A 21,978-nucleotide genomic window follows, 5' to 3' on the forward strand; every position below is an offset into this window, starting at 1 on the left:
ATCAAACAATTCAATTACCGTAAGTTTTGTAAAACTGATTATTAAAAACTTCTTGCGGATCATAAGTTTTTTTGAACTGAAAAAATGCTGATGCTTGGGGGTATGCCTCAAGCATTTGTGATTTTGTAGCATGTAAACGATAAGGTAGGTAGTAAGCCCCATTTAGAGAAACAGCAACATCAATTAATTCACGAGTTAAGTTCCTCATTTCAGCTTCGGCAGCCTTATTTCTTCCTTGATTAAACAACATCACAAAACCAAATACTTCTGTTTTAGCATAATTTAAATAGGTATCATTATCCTTTTTCACATTCCTGACCGTGATATTTAACAGGTCGACTTCATGTTTCGGTATTATTTGCTGAACCCTACTAATAAAGGCAGGAACGGCTTCTTTTGGTATAAAATATTCATGAAGAATGTCCGTAAACTCAGTGTTGGTATTTTCAAAGACCTCTACCCCCTCATTTAACAACCTGTTTCTGGTAAATTGTTTTCCGTTGACAACATTTACTACACCCTTTTCCATCTGCCACCGCAGATTCTTACCATAATTACTATTAGCCGATCCTCTAAACAAAGTTCTTCTAAAAGCGGAGTAAGTGTTTTCTTTTTTAAGCTTTGTTGGCGCTCCTTCGTCGATAAAATATGCGGAAAGAATTGCTTCTTCCATAAAGTGATCAGGATTAATATTTATCCGACCATAGGCCAAACCAATATTACCATTATTCTTGGTTAGTTTTTCAAATTCAACAACATAATCTTTGCTTTTTATAACGGATTGCTGTGCTATGTAAGTTTTATTATCAACCACCTTTAATTTTAAGTCCAATATCACTCCGAATAGGCCATACCCTCCTAAAACAAGTGAGAAAAGCTCCTTATTCTCCGTTCTGCTGCAGTTAATAACTTCACCGTTTGCATTGATCAACCTTAAAGAGATCACTGTTGAGGATATTGGCGGGGAATTTAGTTGCCAACCATGGCAATTAACACTAACAGAGCCTCCAACGGAGAAAGAATTGTTTGATTGCATTACTGACACAGACTTCCCGTAATGATCTAAATAAGGTATAATTTTCTCCCATAGTGATCCGGAGCCAACTAATAACTCATTACTTGAGCTACCAATTCCATATAATTAAAAGACTTCATATCTAACAATATTCCATTTGGATAAATGGTATGTCCACCCATACTATGCTGGGCTCCTGCAATCGAAATCCTCTTTCCTGAAGCTTTTGCTTGTTTTATTAGTTTTGATATCTGGTCAATGGCTTCATTAATTTGTTTAGAAGGCTTTACAACAGTATCAATCTTTGTTTCATTAAGGTTACTTGCATCTCTGGTTGCCCCTACATATACATTTAGCAAGGGTTTTTTATCCTCAAAATATGTATATGTAAGAAAACCAATTGGCCTGGCAATTAATATCATTAGGATTATAAAAATCGTAAGGACAAACCTCTTAAAAGTAAACCTGAGTTTCATGACGAATAATTGCCGGTAAAACTATTAGGCTTATTTCTTTTGCTTTAGCGCTTTTGCAATAGCTTGCTCAACGAGCGGCTCCATAATAGCGTATCCAGCTTTATTAGGATGAATACCATCTTTAGCTAAGCTTTTCGGCAAGCCATTTCTTTCATCTTTCATCGCAGAGAAGTAATCTACATAAATGAATTCATTTTTTTCAGCATAAGCTTTAATCCATTTATTCAATGCAATTACTTTATCAGCAGGCTCCACTCCCGGTTTCCATGGGAAGGCGAAAGCAGGTAACACAGAAGAAAGTACCACCTTAATCTTATTTGCTCGTGCAATTTCGGCCATAGCGGTGATGTTGTCTTCAATCATTTCCAGTGTCGATGGACCGGTATTACCTGCGATGTCATTGATTCCACAGAGCATCACAACTACTTTAGGTTTTAGCGCAACCACATCCTGATGAAACCTGACAAGCATCTGTGGTGTAGTCTGTCCACTAATCCCACGACCAATATAAGGTCTGCTGGAAAAAAAATCAGGACGATTGTTCTTCCATCCCTCAGTAATAGAATTACCCATAAAAACGACTCTATTTTCATTTTTAGCGGGTTCGCTGAGTTTCGAATTCTCTTCCTGATACCTTTTTAGATTAGCCCAGTCTTGTCCCTGAGAAAATTGAACGGAGAGTAAAATGGCTGGAATGATCAGCCATTTTTTAGAAATTATTTTCATACTTTTCATTTGGTTAAAATTATTTTCTAGTGTTTTACCTTATAGAATTTATAAGCAAACATAAAGATCACAATATAACAGATTATTGGTGTATAATATGCATGTGCTATTCCTGCACTGTCAGCCACTGCTCCCATTATAAAAGGAAAAAATGCACCACCAACAACTCCCATTGATATAAATGAAGAAGCTTGTTGTGTACGTGCACCAAGATTTTTAAGGCCAAGACTAAAAATAGTAGGGAACATGATACTAAAGAAAAAGTTGATCATAAGAAGCGCAACAAAAGATACCCATCCAAAGCTTTGAGCAACGATAACGCACATTAGAATATTACCTATAGCAAATATTGCAAGCAACTTATTAGGTGCAATTATTCGCATTAAAAAAGTACCCAAAATACGACCTGTAAGCATCATCCCCATAAATACTACCATATAATAACCTGCTTCAGAATCTGTAAAGCCCATTTTTTCGTGTCCGTAATTAATAAAGAACGCCCATGTTCCGGCCTGAGCTGCAACATTAAAAAATTGTGCTATTACTGCCCAAACAAAATGTTTATGATCAAATAGCTTCTTATCAGGAGCGGTATCAACATTTACAGCATTCTCATCTACTGCGGTAACATGTGGATCGATTAAAGCTGGTATTTTAACAAAAGAGAACGCAACTGCAACAAGTAGAATAACAGTTCCAATAACAGCATATAATATTTTTACCGAGGTAAGATCTGTACTACCCTCAACATTATTACTGAGTAAAAAGTAACTCCCTATTGCTGGGCCCAACATAGTCCCAACGGCATTAAACGTTTGGGCAAAATTGATACGAAGATCACTTGTACGTTGATCTCCTAGAGAAGCAACAAATGGGTGGGCAACTGTTTCTAGTGTAGATAAACCGCAGCCCACAATGAATAAGGCAATACCAAAGAAAGCAAAGGAAGAAATATTAGCTGCAGGCACAAACAAGAAAGCTCCTGCCGCGAAAAGAGATAACCCTAAAAGCACTCCTTTCTTATATCCGAAACGTTTCATAAACAATCCTGCAGGTATCCCCATCACTGCATATGCACCAAATACAGCAAACTGCACAAAGGCAGACTGAAACTTGGAAAGACTCATCGTATGCTGAAAATGTTTATTCAACACATCAGCCATTGTAATTGCAATACCCCAGAACATAAAAAGGGAGGTTACAAATATTATTGTCACCAGGAATTTCTTCTCAGTAAAGGCTGCTTTAACTTTTAATTCGCTCATAATTTTGTTATAAATGGTTAATTTATTGTTTTTTATCTACTCCCCAGGTCTTGTTTGGCTTAGGTCCCATTTCAAGTTCCAATTTGCCGCCCGCAACTAACTGCTCGTGAGTAAACCATGGTGTATTTAGCACTTGTCCGTTGAACTTAGCACTTTGAATATATTTATTTACAACCGAGCAGTTGTTTGCTATCAGCTGAAATTTCTTTCCGTTAGAAAGGTCTATTGTAACATTCTGAAATACCGGACTTCCGATTGTATATACGGGAATACCTGGCGTAACAGGATAAAATCCCATCGACGAGAATACCACAAAAGCGGTCATACCACCACCATCTTCATCACCAGGAATACCGAACACATTATCTTTAAACCAGGTGTCTAAAAGAAACCTGATGCGTTTTTGAGTTTTCCATGGCGAAGCCGTGTAATTAAATAAATAAGGAATATGAAAGCTTGGCTCATTACCCATAGAGAACTGACCAACCATGCCCGTTGCATCCGGGAACTTAGCCCAGTTTTCATATTTACTTCTGCCAAGCGGTTCTCTATAAAGCTGATCTAATTTATTCTCGAAGCTTTTTGCACCACCAAACAATCCTATAAGGCCTTTAACATCTTGTTGCACTTGCCATAAATAAGTCCAGCCATTATTTTCATCATAGTAGTCTCTGCCGCCCATACCGCCATCAAACTTAGGATCTATATCTACCCAGTTACCATCTTTGTCCTTTGGCAAAAACATATGAGTTTTGCTATCCCATAAGTTCTTATAGTTACTACTTCTGGCAATAAACTTGGTGTAATCCTGATCCTTTCCAAGCTCTTTGGCCATTTGCGCAACTGCCCAGTCATCATAGCTATGCCCTAAGGTTACCGCTACTGCCTGCCGTTTTTCCCAACTATGCACATTAGCAACAGTTTCTTTTTCATCTTTTTTCAGGGATGGAAAATATCCTTTTTCATAATAAAAATCTTCGAGTTCACCTTTTGGACCATTTTTCCATGGTAGCATTGTTGCTTCATTTGCATTTTTAAGCATTCCTTCATAAGCTTGATTAACATCAAAGCTTTTTATTCCTTTACGGTAAGCATCAAGAAAGGTAATTGAGGAGTGAAATCCATTCATACAGGGGTTATCGCCAAACAATAATGGAAATGTAGGTACCCATCCACTCTGCGTATACATGTTCACATAAGAATTCATCATGTCGCCTTCCTGTTCAGGGTTAAGGATTGTTCGAAGGGGGTGATGTGCAAGATAAGTGTCCCACGACCAGTCGTCTACATAAAACGGACGTGTAGTCTTGTGAACCTGCTTATCATAACCACTATAATATTGGCCATCCTCGGTAATATCAACCATACGCTCATAACAACGATATAAAGCAGTATAGAACGAACGCTTTTGCGCTTCTGTCCCTCCTACTGTTTTAATCTGGTTGATTACCTTCGACCACGCTTCTTCTCCCTTTTTAATTTGCTGCTCAAAGGTTGAGTTTTTCAACTCATTGTCGAAATTCTTCTTAGCCTGCTCTGCACTGACATAAGAAATGGCATATTTAAATTCAATATTTTTTGGTGCATTTTTCGGAAAACTGACCCATGCTTTTAAGTCCTTTTCATCTACCAAATTGGCCACTACAGCTTTGCGATCCTTCAAACCACCCAATACCACATCCGTATTAAAAGCGCCATACATGTACACTTTAATATTTCCATTGTAAGTTTCTATACCACTTATTTCTTTTTTTGAAATCGATTTATATTCATGTTCGCCACCATTGTATACACTAAGTAACAATCCCTTTTCACTGTTTTCAGGGTATTCAAATCTGAATATACCAGTCTTTTTTCCTGGGCTAAACTCAACTTTCACTTCTTCATCAATCAACCAGGTAGTATAATACCAGGGACGGTTTATCTCCAGATCATGATCGTAAGTCATCTTTTTGTTCCAATCAGATGCCTCTATAACCTTTACAGTTGGTTTAATCGCAAAAACCTGCCCCATTCTATGTGAAACAACATTTAAAGGAAAACTGGAAATCTGATCCGACATGTAATCAGGTCTTTGAGCAAACATCCTTATCATTTGATTAGGAAGTTGTACGGTTGGTCTGGTAGGTTCTAAAAGTTGACCTACGTTACCAATTATTGGATCCACATATTTTAGGTTACCAGTTCCCTCATACTGGTTCGTCTGGGCCATGGCAATACCCTGACCAAAAAACAAAGCTGCTGAAAAAGCAATCTTGAGTTTGGACGTAATTGTTCTATTAAAGGTTAAGGACATAATACTGATTAGTTTATAAGTTTGGTTCTTAAGTTTTCACAATGTGTGCAATGCTAAAGATATAAAACTCATTCCATAAAAAACAGCATTATTTATGTTACTAAACCCTTATAGCAAACCAATAAACCGCAATTAAAAAGGGCCGGTTGCAAATGCAAACCGACCCTTTTTAAGAAAATCTCTTCCCTAACCCACTTCCCTGATCCTCTTTGAACACATGCGAATTTTTACCCTTCAGCAAAGATTCTAGGAGGAAAAGAGTGTATCATTTTTTCCTGTTACTTTTTCAAATCTAATTCTTCAATCAAATTCTTAGCACCGCCAAGCACATCAATACACCATAAAACATAGCGTACATCCACACATATGGTACGTTTGAACTGTTTATCAAAAGCGATATCACCGCTCATGGCTTCCCAATTACCATCAAAGGCTAAACCGATCAATTCACCATTACCATTAATAACAGGCGACCCCGAATTACCTCCGGTGATGTCGTTATTGGTAATAAAACCAACGGTTAAAGTTCCGTCATTACCATACTGACCAAAGTTCTTTTTATTATAATTCTCGATCAGGTTAGCTGGCAAATCAAACTCACTATCGCCAGGAATATATTTTTGCATAACCCCGTCAATGGTAGTCGTGGTTTTATATACAATACCATCTTTTGGAGAATAGTCCTGTACATTACCATAGCTAAGGCGCATGGTCGAATTTGCATCAGGGTACATTATTTTACCTGCATTTTTCTCTAAAATCGCTTTCAGATATAGGTTATCCAATTCCTCTTTTTTACTTTCAAAATCAGCAACTACCGACCCAAAGTTGGCCTTAACATAGTCTGCCGGATAAAGGTTTACTGCATACTTGTACCCAGGATCATTTTTAATGGCATCAAGGGAAGGATTAGAGGCCATAAATGCCTTTAATTTCTCTGGCTTAATAAAATTACTATTCTCCCAAAGGTAATCCGCGTACTTCTGGAAAGTAGCTTCCGGATTTCCCGCCCAGTATTTCTCAGCAATTTCGCTAAAGAACTTTGGCTGTGATTTTACTGGAACATCACTATAAAAAGACGCAAGAATTTGTGCAAAAATCTTCTTATCTGCAGTTTCATTATAGGTTTCCTGATAAGTTCCAATAGCTTTGTCAACTCCTCCTTTTACCTGAGTTGCAAAAGCATCATCACCTTTCTTTTGATCCATTGCATTCCATGCTCTGCCAATTGAAATGGCATTTGGAACCCACCCAGAGGCTAAGAAACCCTCATTGATATAAGTACGTTGAACAGCTATCGGATCAATACTTTTATAAATCTGATCATATTGCTCCATTAAACCGGCAAATTCAGTTTTCTGGGCTGCCCATTCAGTAAATGCCTTTTCTTCTTTTCTCTTAGATTCGGAAACTTTTAAGCGCTTTAACTGCTCAGTCTGGCCGATATAATATTTCCAATAGTTTGCAATATTGGCATATTTAGAAGACAGCTTTAAGCGTGTTTCAACACTTTTATCCATCTCCGCTTTCCATGCTTTCAAACGAATATCACGTAGCTTCACAATAGTGGGACTTACTTTTTCGGTAGCCAGATCAACTCCATAAGAAGTTAAGTACCTGTCTGTACGACCAGGGTATCCGTAAACAATGGAAAAATCACCATTCTTTACCCCTTTAATAGATACCGGCAAGAATTTCTTTGGTTTAAAAGGAACATTCTCTGCTGAATATTTTGCAGGAGCATTATCTTTAGCAGCATATACTCTGAAAACAGAAAAGTCTCCTGTTTGGCGGGGCCATTCCCAATTGTCAGTATCACCACCATATTTACCAATATTTTGAGGTGGTGCACCTACTAAACGAACATCATCAAAACGTTCGTAAACAAAAAGAATGAACTGATTAGATTTATAAAAATCCTTTACATTAGCTTCTATTGTTGGCCCAGTAATAGCTGCTTTTGAAATGGTATTGAATACCTCAAGCATTTTAGCAGCTTTCTCTGCTCCTTTTAAGCCTTTTGTTGCTTCATTAACCTGAGGAGTTACATCTTCCATTCTTTGAAGAAAACGCACAAACAAACCATCAATTGGTTTCTCTTCACCATAGTTTTTGGCGTAAAACCCGTTATCAAGGATATTGTTTTGAGCAGTTGAGTTCGATGCAATGGCATCATAACCACAGTGGTGATTGGTAAAGATCAAACCTTTATCAGATACGATCTCACCTGTACAGAAACCACCAAAATGAACAATGGCGTCCTTTAAACTCGATCCATTTGCATTATACAGGTCTTTTGCTGTTAATTTAAAGCCCTGTTTCTTCATTTGCTCATAGTTTTTACCTATCAGCATAGGGATCCACATCCCTTCATCTGCTTTTACGGTGTTTACAAAGGAAAATACCATTGCACACAACAGCAGATATACTGTTTTCTTCATGATGAAATAATTAGTTAGTTATGCTGTAAAGTTAATGAATAACTGGGTTAATCAATAAAGAAAAAACCCACTGAATAAGTTTTAGCCGTTCCGCTAATCAATACCCTGTCTCCCGCATTTACACATTGAAGTTTTCCTATTCTATCTGACAACTGCAGGGCGTTCATCTCTGTTTTCTCCAATTTTTCGGCCCAATAAGGAATTAATGAACAATGTGCTGATCCGGTTACCGGATCTTCAAATATACTTGCCTGAGGAACAAAGAAACGGGATACAAAGTCTGCCTTATCACCTTTTGCCGTTACAATTATTCCCCCTGGCTCAAGGTTTATTTTATTCAGAATCTCTCTATCGGGCGCTAAATCCCTAATATCCTGCTCACGATCATACACCAATACATAGTCTCTTGATTTAAGTACTTCCTTAGGCTGTTTATTTAAAGACTTGGAAATGATTTCAGGTAACGCTGCCGGCTCGGGCTTTCTTGATGGAAAATTTAACGTGTACTGATCATCAACTATCGTAACCTCCAATGGTCCGCTTTTAGAATTGAAGATAATCTTGTCGTTCGGGTAATTCAGTATCGTTTTTAAAACATGGACGCTAGCCAGAGTTGCATGACCACACAAATCCATCTCATGCTCTGGGGTAAACCACCTTAAACTGAAGGCCTCTCCATCTGGCACAAAAAAGGCAGTTTCAGGAACGGCATTTTCTTTAGTAATCTTTAAAAGGAGGCTATCCGGCAGCCACGACTCAAGAGGAACCACACATGCAGGATTACCACCAAAAAGCTGGTCGGTAAATGCATCGATCTGATAAAGTTCTATTTTTTTCATCTTATGTTTAGGTTTAGATTTACAATTTAATTTCGAACAGGTTAAGGCTCCCACCCCTGTAATGAACCGGCAATTCTTCTTCAAACCCAATCAGCGTAATCCCCTTATCAGCAAAACCACAGTTAAAATAATAGTTATTTAACTTGTCGTTACCACTGGTAGTATCCATTCTTATAAATTCCTTACCGGTTTCTTTTGCATGTGCTTTAGCCCATTCTACAATCTGCTTCACGAAAGAACTGCCCCTAAACGCCGGATTGGTTGCAATACGATGGATGTAAATAGAGGGATCTGCATTTCTTTCTTTCCAGATCAGCGGATCATCATAATTGATCACAAAAACACAAGCTATTTCACCATTCTCCATAATTTTATACTGTCTCCTTTCTTCAATCTCTTTTTTAACAAGTGATCTTTCGAAGCCTTTCCAATAATTAATGGTTTGTTTCTTTTGATACTCAGTAGCATCATCATAAATTTTAAAAATAGAATCTAGGTCTTCCTGGGTGCTATGTAAAATGGTCATATCGGTACTGTTAAAATAATAGCACAAAATTCAACAATATAATTACACCAACACAGATACAATTTTATTAAATTTGACCAATACAGTTTTAAACTATGGAATTAAAGCAAGCCCCCAGATCAGCGCCATACTTATATCTTCAAATTGCAGCCCGCATCGAAAAGCAAATTATGAACGAGGTGTTAAAAGCAGGAGATAAGCTGCCGTCCGTAAGAATGCTCTGCAGAGAACTGGGCCATAATATGAGTACCGTTACTCAGGCTTATTACGAATTGGAAAGCAGATCCCTTATTGAAACAAGACCGAGGTCAGGGTATTATGTTTGCGTACCTCCTAAAAAACGTTTGGCTGTACCGGAAACAAGTAAGCCTTCTTCCGGATCAGCCCTTCATAGCCAGGACGATCTTATTACCCGCGTTCACCAGGACAGTGCAAACCCAAAAATAACACTGCTTTCGTTAGGGGTGCCTCATAAAAGCCTTCTCCCTATCGCAAAATTAAACAAGGGGATGATACAAGCCATGAGAACACTGGATGGCAGTGGCACAGCTTACGATCAGGTACAAGGAAATGATAAGCTTAGAAGAGAGGTTGCCAAATGGTCTCTTTCATGGGGTGGCGATTTAGATGATACAGAGATTATAACAACCGCCGGCTGTATGAATGCTGTTGCTTACTGTTTACTGGCCACAACCAAGCCCGGAGATACGGTAGCAATTGAAAGTCCCGCTTATTTCGGCATCCTTCAGCTCACCCAAACCATGGGGTTAAATGTACTGGAACTCCCTACAAATGCCACTACCGGGATAGAACTTGAAGCTTTAAAAAAAGCGCTCACGATGAACAAAATCAAGGTTTGTCTATTGGTTAGCAACTTTAACAACCCTTGCGGCTCTTCTATGCCTGCCGAGCATAAAAAAGAGGTGGTTAAATTACTGGAGCACTTTAATGTACCTTTAATTGAAGACGATCTGTATGGCGATCTTTACTTTGGAGCCAACAGACCAACTACCTGCAAAACATACGACGAGAGTGGATTAGTGCTTTATTGTAATTCTGTTTCCAAAACGCTTGCGCCAGGCTATAGAGTAGGCTGGGTTGCCCCCGGAAAATTTAAAGACCAGGTGATGAAGTTAAAGTCAAGTCACGCACTTTCCTCTACCACAATCACTTCAGAAGTTGTTGCAGATTTTCTAAAGAATGGACGTTACGAGAATCATTTAAGAAAGATACGCCAGATACTTTATAACAACAGCCTGAAGTATAGTAGCGCTATAGCCAATTATTTCCCCGAAAACACACGGGTAAGCAGACCAGATGGCGGATATTTCCTATGGGTAGAACTGAATAAAGATGTAAGTACACTCGATTTGTATGAACGCGCAATAAAACACAACGTAAGTATTGCTCCCGGTCGGATGTTTAGTTTAAAACAACAATTCGACAATTGCTTAAGATTAGGCTTTAGTCTCCAATGGAGTGACGAGGTGGAAAAGAAAATCAAGCTGTTGGGGATGCTGGTCAATAAGGGTTAAATCGAGTATTACGACGAAATGGTTTGTCCTTCAAGCCAGGCCTTAAAACCATTTACCCTTTCCCTGCTTATAATTGCTTCAACCTCAACAGCGGGCAACAACTGCAAAATAAACCGGCTATTGTAATAGGTCGTAATTTTTTTTATCGCATCAATATGAATAATCAGTTTCCTGTTGATTCTGAAAAACAGGTTCTTATCAAGTAATTTCTCAATCTGATCTAAAGAATAGTCCAACGGGATCTTTTGATCAGTCATGGTAGTGGCCCAGGTTAACCCATCAGCAAAGTAAATATGGGCAATATCCTTAGCCTTCACATAAATAAGCTGATTGTTAATTTTGCCTATAAAACGTGTATTTTCCCGCTTAGAAAACTCCTCGGCAATTTTAGAAATGTTAACTCCTGAGTTTGCCGGAAGCTTAAAGTATTCATACTTTTCTATTGCCCGCTTAAGGTCTTTTACATCAATTGGTTTCATCAAATAATCAACACTATAAACCTTAAATGCCTGCAAAGCAAAACTGTCGTACGCCGTTGTAAAAATAATAGGAATTTGAACATCCCTCCTTTCAAACAGTTCAAAGCAATTGCCATCCGATAGCTGGATATCCATAAATATCAAATCAGCGGTATTAGCCTGATTATCGAACCATTTAACCCCATCCTCAACAGATTCAATAATAGCTGCCACATCAATCACAGGCAAACATTTTTGCAGCAGCTGAATCAACCTTTCGGCATTATGCCTTTCATCCTCAAATATTATAATCTTCATAACTATGTATTATTGGTACACGTACTGTAAATGTATTATCTGTTTCGGTTATGGTAATTCTTTTATCACTTGTTAACTCATACCTTTTACTGATGTTATCCAAACCAACACCAATAGAATTCTGAACACTTGCACGTTTTCTCAGGTCGTTTGCAATAATAAGATATTCACCTTCATCTTTTATACAAATGCGTAGAGGATCATTGGCCGAAAAGCGATTATGTTTTACTGCATTTTCGACCAGCATTTGCAAAGTTGCCGGCGGTACCATGCCTGTACATTTTACCTCTTCACTAATGTTTATATGGAATTCTATGCTGCTCTGATGTCTTATCCTGATCAGGAAAGAATAAGATTCTAAAAACTCCAGTTCTGTTTTAATGGTTACCAGATTTTCAAATTTCTTATCCAGTATATACCTGTAACTCTTAGCCAACTGCGTAATATACTCTGCCGATAAATCCGGACTTTTATACACCAGATTAGTAAGCACGCTTAGTGAGTTAAAGAAAAAATGAGGGTCTATCTGACTTTTGAGCACATCATACTTTGCCTGGATATTCTCACGCATTAACCGTTCTGCATTCAGCTGCGATTCCTTCCAGTTCTTATAATAAAGAACCACACCATTGTAGGCAAGTATTAAAAGGTAGAAAATGAAAGTGCCAAAATTTAAATCATAGCTGAAAGCCACAAAATGATTCCAGGCTTCATACTGTTTAAACAATACAATATCAAATACAGAATAGCATAACCCAAACAAATAAGCTATAAGCAAACCATATAGCAAAAGGCTAACGCATAAAAGCAGCAGCTTAGATGAAACACTATTATTAAAAATATTCTTATCTATATATTTCGATAGCCTGGCCGCCCCCTCCCACGAAATTAAGCCGAAAATGATATACAGCAAACTAAAAGCCTGCCCCCTTAATAAGAATGAACCAACTTCGTGCGGAAACGTAAGATCAAAAGATTTAAATATCAAGCTAAAAACATATAGCACCAATACCCTTAAACCGTATTTAAAATATTTGTTCTGAAAAATCTGTTCAACTTTGGCAGGATTCATCCTTATCAGCATTATTAAAAAACCAATCAACATAGTACTCAACAGTAATTATTTTCTTTGAACCATGTTAATGCACTACCTATGGCCTTGTCTATCGGAGTGTATTTTACCAATAGTTCCCGTTCAGATTTTTTGCCCGAATAGTAGTTGTATAAACACAGCATATAGGCCGAAGAATACGTCAGCTTACCAGATGTTTTGCTAAATACTCCAACCAATGTACCCATTATTCCTATCATTTTTAAAACGAATTGAGGGATGCGTACCATTGCAGGATCCTGCCCGGCTACCCCATTCAATAATTTAAAGAACTCTTTATAAGTTAAATTTTCTCCGGCTAACAAGTAGCAATCGCCTATTTTCCCTATCTCTAATGCATTCGCAATACCTGTGCATACATCATTAATGTGTACAAAATTCTTACCCCCTGGGGGATAGAAAACCAATCGCTTATTTATACCATGCAGTATGATTTTACCCGAACTGGGTTTTACATCAAATTGCCCGATCATGAATGTTGGATTTACAATTATTGCCTGAAGGTTTTTACGTTCTACCTGTTCCAAAACATATTGCTGGGCAATGTATTTACTATTGATGTAACCAGAATTTACATGCAGCAGCGTAAAAGAGTTCAATTCATTAGCAGGCCTAATTTTATTACCCGGTCCAATAGTATTTGCAGTACTAATGTGGATTAGTTTTTTAACATTATGTTCCAGACAAGCATTAACTACATTTATAGTCCCTCTAACATTAATTAACTCATACTCTTTAAAAGTTACCGCCCACTGTTGGGTTATAGATGCCGTATGCACTACATAATCGCAACCCTTTACAGCCATAGATACCTCATCCTGATTACTGATATCTCCGTGATAGATTTCGCATGGCACATCAGAAATTACGGTAGCATCCGAGGTGCCCCTCATCATCAGCTTAACCTCATAACCTCGTCTGAATAATTCACGAGCAACATTAGAGCCTAAAAAGCCATTACCACCGGTTATTAAAACTTTCATTATTCTTTTGGATATTATTTAATTGCAATTTCTTTCTTTACCGCACGCGATACGATTCTAAGCTTCATCTCCATGGGTAAAAGCCCCATTAACCTATGATTTATCTTATTCCATAAACCCGGAATAATTACCGCTTTATTAAGCATGGTTTGCTTTAGCGAAATGCGAACAATCTCTGAGGTTGTCAATAAGCCAATCCTTCCTTTTGTGCCCTGCCCCATTATCCTTATGGACACCCCTGAATTTGTCATTATTGGCCCCGGATAAACCACACTAACCGACAAATTGGTATCATGCAGTTCCTCTCTTAACCCCAAGGAAAATGAAGAAATAAACGCTTTTGAGGCAGGGTATACTGTTTTATAAGCTATCGGTGTAAAAGCAGCCATACTGGAGATATTCATGATATGGCTTTTTTGGTGTTTTAACAAATGAGGCAATAGCATTTGAGTAATTGAAACCATACTTCTGATGTTTACCTGCAAAATTCTATCCATTGCTTCTAACGAACTTTCTGTTATAGAAGCCGTACCACCAATGCCAGCGTTATTAATTAAAAAGTCGACCTCAAAATTTTCTATAATGTAATTCAACCTTTCTATGAGCAATATGCTGTCGGTTATATCAAATTCAAACACTTTAGCTTCTATTTGATATTCAAGTGCAAGGTTTTCGGCAATAGAGGTCATATTGCTTCCCGGAAGGGCAACCATAATAATATTCATTCCCATAGCTGCACACTGAATAGAAAACTCTTTCCCTAAACCTGAACTGGCGCCGGTAATTAATGTATATCTAATGCTTTTCATAGGTATGTTTTCTATTTATTATGCAGTCAAACCTTTTAATGAATTGTTTAATGTTCACGCATAAAAATTCCTGTTCTATATAATTATTAAGCCCTAAATACTCCTGCTCGTTTGCAGGCGAGATTGTTTTTCCGATAATATATTCAAGAAGGAGCATATTGATTTCGTCCAGTTCATCCGTTACCACATAGCCAGATAATAGCCTTAGCAGGCGACTGACGATTAGCAACTCTGTCCATGAGCTTTCAAAACCATCAGAAATAGTCTGATTTCTATGAATTGTTTTTTCAATGTTCTCCAAAAAATCTACAAGTAGATTGGAAACGTTGGTATCCTTGAGTTCATAATCAACTATTACCACTGTTATTTTGCGCACAGTTTTGTGCAGCGAAATCAAATCCGAAGTACCTCCTAGTATCCTGACACCTACTCTATTTTCAAAAAGACATCCTGTTAACATATCACTATTAGCTTATTTCTTGTACAAAGCTGTAGATCTGTTAAACAGGAAAAGACAAATAGTTGATGAAGCGTAGATATTTCGCTTTGAATTGTACTTATTTACTGCCGAGCCAAATTAAGCTGTTCATGACCAGTTTGTTTTGAACTTCGTTATCAAAAGTAAATGATAAATCTCTGTTATGCGGAGGGTGTTCATAGTCAATATCATTATGGCCCATATTCATATATACCATTTTATAGTTCTTATTTGCCCACGCTACAGGATAATAGCCACTATGCCATATTTCGTAAGGCTTAGGCCCTGTACCCAGAGGGAAACTGCTGGTGTCAATTGACAATAGTATTTGAATATTAGGGTTCTTTGTTAGGTCATTTGTCCATTTATACCACTCATTGGGAGCCGATTTAAATGTGCCAGGTAAGTTTTTTGTGGTGGGATGCTTTTTATCTTCGACCTTGAGAATGGCAGACGTTGGTCGCCAGGTATTGCTTCCATAAGATCCGGAACCAAGAAATTCATTATGATACCAATCCCAGTTTTGTGGAAAGTCTGACGGAGTTAATGCAAAGGCCGAAAAGTGAAAGCCTATCCACGCCCCGCCATGTTTCATATAATTTTCAAATGCTTGCCTTTGTGCTGGTTTATCTGGTCTTGTATCCAAGAAAATTACAACCTGGTATTTAGAAAGAAAGTTTGCATTAAGATTGTCCCAGTTACTGGTTGAATCATACGTGAAATTATGCCCCGTTGCCATTTTTGGGAACCATCTATTGGCTTCATGAATAAAGCTAATGTGAGCCTGATCATTTTTACCGGTATAAAATGCAATTACTTTAAATTTGCGATGCTTATTTTGAGCATTAGCAGCGGAAAAAAGAAAACAAAACACACCACATATCAGCAGGCATTTTAATAAGACTTCGGTAAGTAAAAAGGCATGTATTCGATTCACAGTCTGGAGGCGTTCGTTCTTACCTTTATTGAAAAGAACAAGCTTGTAAATCCAAATTACTAATTTTAATTACAAATAACTATCAGCGGATGATATCCCTAATTGCTTTCTTCAATTTTCTCGAAGAACTGTTTTAATTCGTCAAAAAATATTAGTGTTTTAAGTCGCTCTTCAGTTTCAACCTGAACAGCGGCATGACCTGCCCATCCACTATACAACCTATCGAGCATTTCATGGATTTCTTCAAAAGAATGTTCATTCAAAAACTCTTTTGTAGTCATTTGCAGTTTTTCTGATTCTATTGTTTCTAAAGGCATTGTTAACTCCTCCTAATATTTGTTGCTCCCTACTGTAACTTAATTGTTATATAACGTATAAAAAAGAGAAATGATATAATCAAATGTCATTTGATTGAAATTTAACTATTAGCCCAAAGTGGCTGCTATCTAAAAGCAAAAATTTAAATCATCTGTAAATCATGATGTTTAAAAAAGCTATAGTTTATTTTTTATAAACAGGGAGATAACAGGGATTAAATCCTTTTGAAATCCTTTTAACATTCCTGTTTAGTTTGAATAAAATCTTGATATAAAAAATATTAATAGATTATTTATCAGTTTTTTCACCAATTACAGGTTATGGCAATTATAAAAAATGGAATTTTGGGAGAATTAAAGAGATTGGCATATAAAGCGTTATTAGACAAAAAAGGCTCCCAAATTGGAAGCCTTTTTTGTTTATGATTATAATTCTTAGTTAAAAGAATAACGTACACCAACTTGTACCTGATATCTAGATGCTATAGAAGTATTGTCTCTAAATGTTTTAGATAAAGTCTTATCTACAGTGTATTTCGGTACACCATTAGTTACTGAACGAAGTTGCATAAAGTTGTTTAAGTTAGGTGTTTTTGTAAGTCCCCAATCTTTGTTAAGCAAGTTTCCGAAGTTTACAAAATCAACAGAGATTTGGAAACGGCTTTTGTTTTCTTCTTGCCATTTGGTAAAGAAATCCTGAGTAATTCTTAAGTCAAAACGATTGGACCATGCATATTCTGCACCATTACGTTCAGCATACTGTCCTCTTCTTGTACTTAAATATTTGTCCTGACTGATGTAAGCATCTAATCTTGCCCATTGTGAATCCGCGCTTTCAGCAGCAAAGACTACAGCACCTCTGCTTAGAACATCTCCAGTTTCAAAATTGATATCGTTCTTATCTTTAGGAACATAGATAAGGTCATTATTAGTACCATTATCGTTGTTTATGTTACCAGACGCAACATAAGAGAAACGTGTATTTCCGAAACTATCACCATAAGGAGAGCCTTCATAAATAACACCTATTGAAGTTGGTAATTTTGGCGCTATTTCGAAATTGAAGTTAACTGCCGCAACGATTCTGTTTTTAACAACATAACTGCTATAAGCAAGAATTGGGTTATTTGGATCATTAACAATTTGATTTCCTGTAAACGCAGAGTTAGCTTGTGAACCTGGTGTAGATGTTACGTCACGTGCATCACTATAAGTATAAGCAATCATCGCATCTACATATCTGCCAAAGCGTTTCTGCAATTGAGCAGTTAAGTTATAAGCATAACCTTTGCTTGTGTTATCTAACACAATCGCATTACTAAGGAAATTATTTATTCTGTTGGCATTTCCACCAGGGAAAAGATCACGGGTATCACCTGTACCACTTAATTTGGCTGTTGGGTTAACTAAGTTGGCATCGCGGTGATAAATCTCATTTATAGATTTAGTGTAGATACCTTCTAAAGTTGCAAGAATACCACCTGGAAGTTTAAAATCAGCTGCTAAATTAGAGCGCCATACTTGTGGAACTTTAAAATCCGAAGCTGTAGCATTAATAGCATAGCTTGCTGGAATCCCTGCATTTGAAGGAACATATGCTGAAACATTTGAGGTAAATGGACGGTTAGTTGGGTTAGTTGAATTTTCATTTCCAAATAAAAGTCCTGTTTGACCTGCCTGGTTTACTAAATAAACACCAGGCATACCACCTGTAAATATTCCGGATCCACCTCTAAGTTGGAAAGTTTGATCGCCGTTTACATCCCAGTTGAAACCAACACGAGGAGAGATCAAAATCTGCGTTTTAGGTAATTTACCTACATCAAGTTTTTCACCATCGCGGAATGTAGCACTTACGATAGCCGGGTTAGAAGTAATTTCTGAAGTGTAAATTGGAATATCAGCACGTACACCATAAGTTAATTTAAAGTTATCTCTAACAAACCATTCGTCTTGTAGGTAAACAGCTATAGGCGCCATAGATAACTTAGCTATTGGTTTTGGATCGCCATTGGCTGAATATGTTAATTGGTATAAGCTAGGGTTAACAGAGTTGTTACCACCTGCAGCGGCTAAGAAATCAGCAACTGATTTATAACGAAACTGACCATATACAAACTGTGCAAATCCGTTACCATATTTTAAATATTGACCTGAAGCTCCAATTGTGATGTTGTGGCTTCCGGCGTAGATGTTAAAGTTATCGGTAAATGAGTAAACATCTTGATCTAATGTATTTAAACCACTAAATGGCTCAGATCCCAATGATATGTAGTTGGATCCCGATCCGTTTTCAATATCTACAACAGGGAAAGGATTTCCATAAATTTCGCGATAATCACGGAAAGCAGAATAACTTACTTGTAAATTGTTTGAAAATCTGTTTCCGAATTTAGAGTTTAACTCAGCTGCAATCGATTTGGTATTGTTAAAAAACCGATAACGCATGTTTGAGAAAATCGTTGAAGTAAGACTAGGACCACGACCACTATTTGAATTTGATGAACTTGGATCAATATCTTTAAATGATTTCAAATAATTATAACGGATAGTTAACTTATTATTTTCATTAATGTTCCAATCTAGACGGGCTGTTAAGTTGTCAGCTTGCTGATCACTTGAGTAGCCTTCATAAACACCCGGGTCATATCCCCATTTAGAGATAAGTAAACTTTTAACAGCATCTAGATCAGATGCCTTAACTTTAGTTATATTACTTCCACCTTGTCCTCTATCAGGACTTAAAGTTGTTCCAGGAAAAGCTCTTCTTGTAATCTCTCCGTTTATGAAGAAGAATAATTTATCTTTTATAATAGGACCTCCAATGCGAGCACCAAATATCTTGTTTGTAAAAGCATTGGCTGGTGTTTTAGGGATTTCAGCATCTCCTACTTTATATCCCTGCAAGTTTTGATCCTTGTAGAAAGTGTAAACCGATCCAGAGAAATTGTTAGTTCCGCTTTTTGTTACAGCATTTACACTACCTCCGGTAAAACCACCTTGCTTTACATCGTAAGGAGCAATGTTGATGGTGATTTGATCTAACGCATCCAGGGAAATAGGTTGAGCACCTGTTCCGCCCCCAGGCATTGCAGTTAAGCCGAATGAGTTATTAAACTGAGAACCATCGATAGTAAACGAGTTAAACTTGTTATTACGTCCTGCAAATGAAAAACCATCTCCTTGTGAATTTGACTGAGGGGTAAGTTTAGTTAGATCCGTTACACTTCTGTTAAAAGTCGGTAACTTCTCTAATTGCTCGCGAGATACACTTGTTTGTGCTCCTGTACGTGAATTGTTGATGGTTTTGTTTTGATTAGAAACAATGGTAACCTCTGCAAGTGATTGTGATGATTCCTGCAATTTAAAGTCTACCTTAAAGTTCTGACCTAATCCCAAGTTAATGTTTGAATTTTTTGACGCGCTGTAACCAACCATTGTGGCGGTTACGGTGTAAGGTCCGCCAACATTAATGTTAGCAAAGTTATAACGCCCATCATTTCTTGTAATAGTTTTATAAACAGTTCCTGTTGGACCATGGACTGCTACTACAGTTGCACCTGGCAGTGCCCCTTTGTCATCAGTAACAGTACCGTTCATAGCAGATGTAGTTACTTGTGCATTCACTGCAGAAATAGACCCCACAAATGCCAAAACGATTACTACAATTTTAAATAGTAAAGATTTCTTCATATTGTTTGTTTTTTTTATGAATAACATCAAAAATTGATGATAGCGGCAAATTTAAATATTAATTTAATGCTCACTTTAATTTTCATGTTAAATAATTATTAATAAAGTCAAAACTTATCAACATTTAACACAGGAATTAAATATATAACCAACAGTTTATCAGCACATTGTTTTTATCGGGCAAACTGCTTTTTGTTTTAGTAAGGTCATATGTTAACATTCTATTCAGCTAAATCATTTACTCAAAAATCTTAAAGGAAGTATTAACGAACATTTTTTTTTATTTTTGGGCGTTTACTAAAGTTAAATTCCTTTATAATAAGATATGAACTACGATGTAATTGTAATAGGCAGCGGTCCCGGAGGATACGTAGCTGCAATCAGAGCTTCTCAGTTAGGTTTGAAAACTGCAGTTGTAGAGCGCGAATCCTTGGGTGGGATATGCCTTAACTGGGGCTGTATACCTACTAAAGCATTACTAAAAAGTGCCCAGGTGTTTGAATACATTAACCATGCTTCCGAATATGGCATCAAAACCGCTGAAGCTGAGGCTGATTTTGCAGCAGTCATTAAGCGTAGCCGTGGCGTTGCTGATGGTATGAGCAAAGGGGTTCAGTTCTTAATGAAAAAGAACAAAATTGATGTAATAATGGGTTCAGGTAAAGTTAAACCTGGAAATAAAATAGAAGTTAAAGCTGCTGACGGTTCTCAAAAAGAATATACTGCAACTAACATTATATTAGCTACAGGCGGAAGATCAAGAGAATTACCTAATTTAAAACAGGATGGTAAAAAAGTAATTGGCTACAGACAAGCTATGGTTTTACCTGAGCAACCAAAATCTATGGTGGTTGTTGGTTCTGGTGCCATAGGTGTTGAATTTGCTTATTTCTACGCCACGTTAGGTACTAAGGTTACCGTTGTTGAGTTTATGGACAATGTTGTTCCAGTTGAAGATGAAGATGTATCTAAACAATTATTACGCAGCTTTAAAAAAGCAGGTATCGAGGTCATGACCTCCTCAAGTGTTGAATCTGTTGACACCAGCGGTGCTGGCTGCAAAGTACAGGTTAAAACGGCATCAGGTATGCAAACGCTTGAATGTGATATCGTTCTTTCTGCTGCTGGTGTGGTTGCAAACATCGAAAACTTAGGTTTAGAAGAAACTGGCATCAAAACTGAAAAAGGCAAAGTGGTTGTAGATGAATTCTACAATACTTCTGTAAAAGGCTATTATGCTATTGGTGATATCGTTGGCGGGCAAGCGCTGGCTCACGTTGCTTCGGCAGAAGGTATTATTTGTGTAGAAAAAATTGCCGGACACAAACCTGAACCTTTAGACTATAACAATATTCCGGGATGTACTTATTGCAGTCCTGAAATTGCTTCGGTAGGTTATACTGAAAAAGCCGCCAAAGCCGCAGGATATGAATTGAAAATCGGAAAATTCCCATTCTCTGCATCAGGTAAGGCAAGTGCTGCCGGTGCTAAAGATGGTTTCGTTAAATTAATATTTGACGCCAAATACGGAGAATTATTAGGCGCTCACATGATTGGTGCTAACGTTACAGAAATGATTGCCGAAATTGTTGTTGCCCGTAAACTGGAAACAACCGGTCATGAAATGATTAAATCCGTTCACCCTCACCCTACTATGAGTGAAGCAATTATGGAAGCTGCTGCTGATGCATATGGAGAAGTAATCCATTTATAAGAATAATTTAGCATCAACATATTTTGAAAAAGGCCGCATTG

General features: G+C 37.4%; 18 protein-coding genes. 2 read left to right on the forward strand and 16 right to left on the reverse strand.

Translation table 11 applies throughout. The annotated features are described in order from the left end of the window. Positions 1-10 precede the first annotated feature (10 nt). From AC6CH7_RS14470 to AC6CH7_RS14505, 8 genes are all read right to left on the reverse strand, one after another. Positions 11-1,132 (reverse strand): D-arabinono-1,4-lactone oxidase, encoded by a 1,122-nt coding sequence (locus tag AC6CH7_RS14470; protein ID WP_498263444.1) that lies wholly within the window; start codon positions 1,130-1,132, stop codon positions 11-13. Further along, positions 1,105-1,437, reverse strand: coding sequence for a hypothetical protein (locus tag AC6CH7_RS14475; protein ID WP_498263425.1), 333 nt, complete (start codon positions 1,435-1,437; stop codon positions 1,105-1,107). Before AC6CH7_RS14475 ends, AC6CH7_RS14470 begins: the two co-directional genes overlap by 28 nt. Positions 1,438-1,521: 84 nt before the next feature. Next, on the reverse strand, positions 1,522-2,217 hold the full coding sequence (locus AC6CH7_RS14480) for an SGNH/GDSL hydrolase family protein (protein WP_498263426.1): 696 nt from the start codon (positions 2,215-2,217) through the stop codon (positions 1,522-1,524). Between the two features lie 26 nt (positions 2,218-2,243). Continuing rightward, on the reverse strand, positions 2,244-3,482 hold the full coding sequence (gene fucP, locus AC6CH7_RS14485) for an L-fucose:H+ symporter permease (RefSeq protein WP_498263427.1): 1,239 nt from the start codon (positions 3,480-3,482) through the stop codon (positions 2,244-2,246). 22 nt (positions 3,483-3,504) lie between these two features. Further along, the gene (locus tag AC6CH7_RS14490; protein WP_498263428.1) at positions 3,505-5,778 is read right to left on the reverse strand and encodes a GH92 family glycosyl hydrolase; all 2,274 of its coding nucleotides are present in this window, start codon (positions 5,776-5,778) and stop codon (positions 3,505-3,507) included. A gap of 278 nt (positions 5,779-6,056) precedes the next feature. Continuing rightward, positions 6,057-8,219, reverse strand: a complete 2,163-nt coding sequence (locus AC6CH7_RS14495) for a S46 family peptidase (protein WP_498263429.1) — start codon at positions 8,217-8,219, stop codon at positions 6,057-6,059. 47 nt (positions 8,220-8,266) lie between these two features. Then, complete coding sequence (locus AC6CH7_RS14500) at positions 8,267-9,058, reverse strand: PhzF family phenazine biosynthesis protein (protein ID WP_498263430.1); 792 nt, start codon at positions 9,056-9,058, stop codon at positions 8,267-8,269. Between the two features lie 19 nt (positions 9,059-9,077). After that, complete coding sequence (locus AC6CH7_RS14505) at positions 9,078-9,584, reverse strand: GNAT family N-acetyltransferase (RefSeq protein WP_498263431.1); 507 nt, start codon at positions 9,582-9,584, stop codon at positions 9,078-9,080. Between the two features lie 95 nt (positions 9,585-9,679). Between AC6CH7_RS14505 and AC6CH7_RS14510 the strand changes: the two genes are divergently transcribed. Beyond that, positions 9,680-11,119, forward strand: a complete 1,440-nt coding sequence (locus tag AC6CH7_RS14510) for an aminotransferase-like domain-containing protein (protein ID WP_498263432.1) — start codon at positions 9,680-9,682, stop codon at positions 11,117-11,119. An 8-nt stretch (positions 11,120-11,127) separates the two neighbouring features. Here the strand turns inward: AC6CH7_RS14510 and AC6CH7_RS14515 are convergent, their stop codons facing one another. The 8 genes from AC6CH7_RS14515 to AC6CH7_RS14550 all read right to left on the reverse strand — a co-directional run bounded on the left by AC6CH7_RS14515 (position 11,128) and on the right by AC6CH7_RS14550 (position 20,223). After that, positions 11,128-11,895: a LytR/AlgR family response regulator transcription factor gene (locus AC6CH7_RS14515; protein ID WP_498263433.1), complete on the reverse strand. Its 768-nt coding sequence runs from the start codon at positions 11,893-11,895 to the stop codon at positions 11,128-11,130. After that, positions 11,876-12,967, reverse strand: coding sequence for a sensor histidine kinase (locus tag AC6CH7_RS14520; RefSeq protein ID WP_498263434.1), 1,092 nt, complete (start codon positions 12,965-12,967; stop codon positions 11,876-11,878). The genes AC6CH7_RS14515 and AC6CH7_RS14520 overlap by 20 nt, the downstream gene beginning before the upstream one ends. Before the next feature lie 38 nt (positions 12,968-13,005). Further along, positions 13,006-13,989: an NAD-dependent epimerase/dehydratase family protein gene (locus AC6CH7_RS14525; protein ID WP_498263435.1), complete on the reverse strand. Its 984-nt coding sequence runs from the start codon at positions 13,987-13,989 to the stop codon at positions 13,006-13,008. A gap of 14 nt (positions 13,990-14,003) precedes the next feature. Then, positions 14,004-14,798: an SDR family NAD(P)-dependent oxidoreductase gene (locus tag AC6CH7_RS14530; protein WP_498263436.1), complete on the reverse strand. Its 795-nt coding sequence runs from the start codon at positions 14,796-14,798 to the stop codon at positions 14,004-14,006. Continuing rightward, positions 14,785-15,258, reverse strand: a complete 474-nt coding sequence (locus AC6CH7_RS14535; protein WP_498263437.1) for a hypothetical protein — start codon at positions 15,256-15,258, stop codon at positions 14,785-14,787. The genes AC6CH7_RS14530 and AC6CH7_RS14535 overlap by 14 nt, the downstream gene beginning before the upstream one ends. Positions 15,259-15,355: 97 nt before the next feature. After that, positions 15,356-16,213: a ThuA domain-containing protein gene (locus AC6CH7_RS14540; RefSeq protein ID WP_498263438.1), complete on the reverse strand. Its 858-nt coding sequence runs from the start codon at positions 16,211-16,213 to the stop codon at positions 15,356-15,358. A 98-nt stretch (positions 16,214-16,311) separates the two neighbouring features. Further along, entirely contained in the window at positions 16,312-16,530 is a 219-nt protein-coding gene (locus AC6CH7_RS14545; RefSeq protein ID WP_498263439.1) for a hypothetical protein, read from the reverse strand. Positions 16,531-16,965: 435 nt separating this feature from the next. Further along, positions 16,966-20,223: a TonB-dependent receptor gene (locus AC6CH7_RS14550; protein WP_498263440.1), complete on the reverse strand. Its 3,258-nt coding sequence runs from the start codon at positions 20,221-20,223 to the stop codon at positions 16,966-16,968. A 325-nt stretch (positions 20,224-20,548) separates the two neighbouring features. Between AC6CH7_RS14550 and lpdA the strand changes: the two genes are divergently transcribed. Next, on the forward strand, positions 20,549-21,937 hold the full coding sequence (gene lpdA / locus AC6CH7_RS14555; protein ID WP_498263441.1) for a dihydrolipoyl dehydrogenase: 1,389 nt from the start codon (positions 20,549-20,551) through the stop codon (positions 21,935-21,937). Positions 21,938-21,978: the final 41 nt, after the last annotated feature.

It is taken from the genome of Pedobacter sp. GQ55 (assembly GCF_059758925.1).